This window comes from Methylocaldum sp., from assembly GCF_035627495.1.
Lineage (GTDB): Bacteria > Pseudomonadota > Gammaproteobacteria > Methylococcales > Methylococcaceae > Methylocaldum.
The window spans coordinates 1-3333 of sequence record NZ_DASPLO010000035.1 but is presented as its reverse complement, the minus strand read 5'-3'; the positions used below and the strand labels follow the sequence as shown (position 1 = coordinate 3333).

The window sequence follows — 3333 nt, the reverse complement described above, 5'->3', positions numbered from 1 at the left end:
TGATCCTGCCGAACGTTGGCTTGAACGAGTGGGGTCACACCTTCTGGTTCATGGAAGAGCTGTTCGTAGCGCCCCTGCACTACGGCTTTGTGATCTTCGGCTGGCTGGCTCTGGCACTCATGGGCGTGTTGCTGCAGGTCTACGCAAGCTTTGCGAACCTGATCGGCAAAGATCTCTGCCCGGATATTTAATTGGCCGAACGCTAGCAGCGTCTTAGCTTCCTAAGCGCTGTCAGTGAAAACCGCCACTGCCTGGGGCGACTGCGTTCAGGCAGTGGCTTTTTAATGCGTGAAAGAAAACCGCATTGATTACTATTCTTCTACAATTTGTTTGCTTATATTAAACCCACTTGCTACGATTCTTCCGACTGAGGCATTCGGTTGGCGGCTTGCGTACGAAGGATTTTATTTACTCTCCTCTGCCGATTGATGCCGCATCACACAACGCCGCCCTCTGCGCTGGATGCCGTTTATATGAACGAATTGCAAAATACATTGAGACGTCTGCTAAGAGTCGTGATCGGCGGGCGTTGGGGTGTTTTTGCATGGAGCTTGTCCGGCGCAAGCGCACTAGCGGTTATTCTTTGGGGCCTCAAGGCAGTCGCCATTCCTTTATTGATGATTAAAACCGCATCGTGGGGCATCTGGGGACTTGGCGTAATCCGGGAATCCAAGTTACGCACCCCGATAAGACCATAGTTTTTTGGCATCCCGGAAACTATTCGGTTGCGCCTCGCACCCTCTCCTTCGCTTCTTGGATCTTTTTCGATCGAAAAGCCAGCCAAGCCGGCTTTGTAGCACCTTAGGCGGCGTTTTCGCGTTAAAATCCCTAGTCGTATTCTAGGGTATTGTCCAGAGAGTCACGCGGCCGATCCTTTTAGGTTCGATTCCTTTCATTCGTTTTCCTCGCCAGCTCGCGATGAACATTACTCCCGATCTTTTTTCTTACCGAAAATACTGGGCCAAGCGCTTTGGGGCCGCACCACAGCTACCCATGAGTCGCGACGACATGGATGCCTTGGGCTGGGACTCGTGCGACGTCATTATCGTGACGGGCGATGCCTACGTGGATCATCCAAGCTTTGGCATGGCCATCGTCGGGCGACTGCTGGAGGCCCAAGGCTTTCGAGTCGGCATTATTGCGCAACCGAATTGGACATCCGCTGCCGATTTTCAAAAGCTGGGGAAGCCCAACCTGTTCTTCGGCGTCACCGGCGGCAACATGGACTCCATGGTCAATCGCTACACGTCCGATCGCCGCATGCGCTCGAATGACGCGTACACTCCTGACGGAACAGCCGACAGACGCCCGGACCGCTGCGTCGCCGTTTATTCGCAGCGGTGCCGGGAGGCCTTCAAGGATGTACCGATCATTCTGGGCGGAATCGAAGCAAGCCTCCGCCGAATCGCCCATTACGATTATTGGTCCGACACGGTGCGTCGCTCGGTTCTGCTCGATGCCAAGGGGGATCTTCTCGTTTACGGCAATGGGGAACGCCAGGTGGTGGAGATCGCCCATAGGCTTGCAGCGGGAGAATCCGTCGACGAGTTGACTGAAATTCGCGGAACCGCTTTCGTTTGCAGACAAACGCCGCCCGGATGGACGGAGCTCGATTCCACGTCCGTAGACACGCCCGGAATGCCCGCCTTCGAACAGAACCCGTACGACGAGGAACCAACCGGATGCGCAAAAGAATCTACCGACGGCAAGTCCGGAGCAATCGTTCGCCTGACAAGACGGAGAGTTCCTGCCGACCGGACCGTCATCCGCCTGCCGGCGTATGAAACGGTCAAAGCGGACTCCGTACTCTACGCCCATGCCTCGCGGGTTCTGCACCAGGAAACCAATCCCGGCAATGCCCGCGCACTTGTCCAGCGCCACGGCAACCGGGACGTTTGGGTTAACCCGCCGCCGATCCCGCTCAGCACAAAGGAGATGGACGGCGTCTACGGCCTCCCCTACTCGCGCGTTCCCCACCAGTCCTACGGGACCAGCAAGATTCCCGCGTTCGAGATGATTCAGCACTCCGTTACCATCATGCGTGGTTGTTTCGGCGGCTGCACCTTCTGCTCGATAACGGAACACGAAGGACGCATCATTCAAAGCCGTTCGGAAGATTCAATCATCCGGGAAATAGAAACCATTCGCGACACTTCGCCGGCCTTCACCGGAGTCATCTCCGACATCGGCGGCCCGACCGCAAACATGTACCGGCTCGCCTGCAAAGACAAAGCGATCGAAGCCACCTGCCGCCGGCCGTCCTGCGTATACCCGGGCATCTGTAAAAACCTGAATACTGACCACACAGCGCTTATCCGACTCTACCGCCGCGCCCGCGCGCTACCCGGCATCAAGAAGATTTTGATCGCCTCCGGATTGCGGTATGACCTCGCCGTCACCTCGCCGGAATATGTGAAAGAACTTGCCGCCCATCATGTCGGCGGTTACTTGAAGATCGCTCCCGAACATACCGAATCGGGACCATTGTCCAAGATGCTGAAACCGGGCATAGGCACTTACGACCAGTTCAAGGCCTTATTTGACAAATACTCGAAAGAGGCCGGAAAGGAGCAATACCTAATCCCGTACTTTATCGCCGCCCACCCGGGCACCACCGACGAAGACATGCTGAATCTTGCGCTTTGGCTCAAGCGCAATGGGTTCCGGGCCGATCAGGTTCAAGCATTCCTGCCTTCCCCCATGGCTACCGCAACCGCCATGTACCACTCCGGAAAAAACCCGCTGCACCGCGTCACGCGCACGAGCGAAACAGTATTCATCCCGAAGAAACTCAAACAGCGGCGTCTACACAAGGCTTTCCTCCGTTACCACGACCCCAATAACTGGCCAATGCTCCGCGAAGCGCTGAAGCGCATGGGACGCACTGACCTGATCGGAAATGGCAAGCATCATCTCGTGCCGACATGGCAACCCGAAGGTACCGGGAATCAACACGAAGGCACTCGAATCACCCGCAAGGCACTGCCGTTTCGCACCCAGCACACCGGCTTGCCGAATATCAGGACAAAATCGCCGCGAAAGCCAAAACGAGCAAGCAAATCTTGAAGATTTGCCGATGCGGATACCAGACGCCGATCTTGGCACTTATGGAAAAGCAACCCGCTTTTTCCTTAAGATTCGCACCTTCGGGTTTCTTAAAACTAAGCACGATTCGATCTGCCAGAGAAAACTCTAGGTTCTGTTGACATTTCGGGAGCTCTCCGGCGATGTCGCTCGCCATTTACGAAATGGCGAACCGATTAGCAGTCACGGAGAATGAATGGCGTATCCTCTTTCCGATTTTGGCGGCTCAAAAACATGTATATATCGGCG

General features: G+C 55.5%; 3 protein-coding genes. All 3 read left to right on the top strand.

Going from position 1 to position 3333, the window contains the following annotated elements; genetic code table 11:
* Window positions 1–191, top strand: a 191-nt coding sequence (locus VEB01_RS02805) for a methane monooxygenase/ammonia monooxygenase subunit C (RefSeq protein WP_324872604.1), incomplete at its 5' end; no start/stop codon positions are given.
* 282 nt (window positions 192–473) lie between these two features.
* On the top strand, window positions 474–698 hold the full coding sequence (locus tag VEB01_RS02800) for a hypothetical protein (RefSeq protein WP_324872602.1): 225 nt from the start codon (window positions 474–476) through the stop codon (window positions 696–698).
* A 220-nt stretch (window positions 699–918) separates the two neighbouring features.
* A complete protein-coding gene (locus VEB01_RS02795) occupies window positions 919–3066 on the top strand; it encodes a YgiQ family radical SAM protein (protein WP_324872600.1) in 2148 nt (715 codons plus the stop codon).
* Window positions 3067–3333 lie beyond the last annotated feature (267 nt).

Bases quoted from the DNA above. Each gene is read 5' to 3' on its own strand.
- VEB01_RS02800 (WP_324872602.1), top strand. From the start codon at position 474: ATGAACGAATTGCAAAATACATTGAGACGTCTGCTAAGAGTCGTGATC.
- VEB01_RS02795 (WP_324872600.1), top strand. From the start codon at position 919: ATGAACATTACTCCCGATCTTTTTTCTTACCGAAAATACTGGGCCAAG.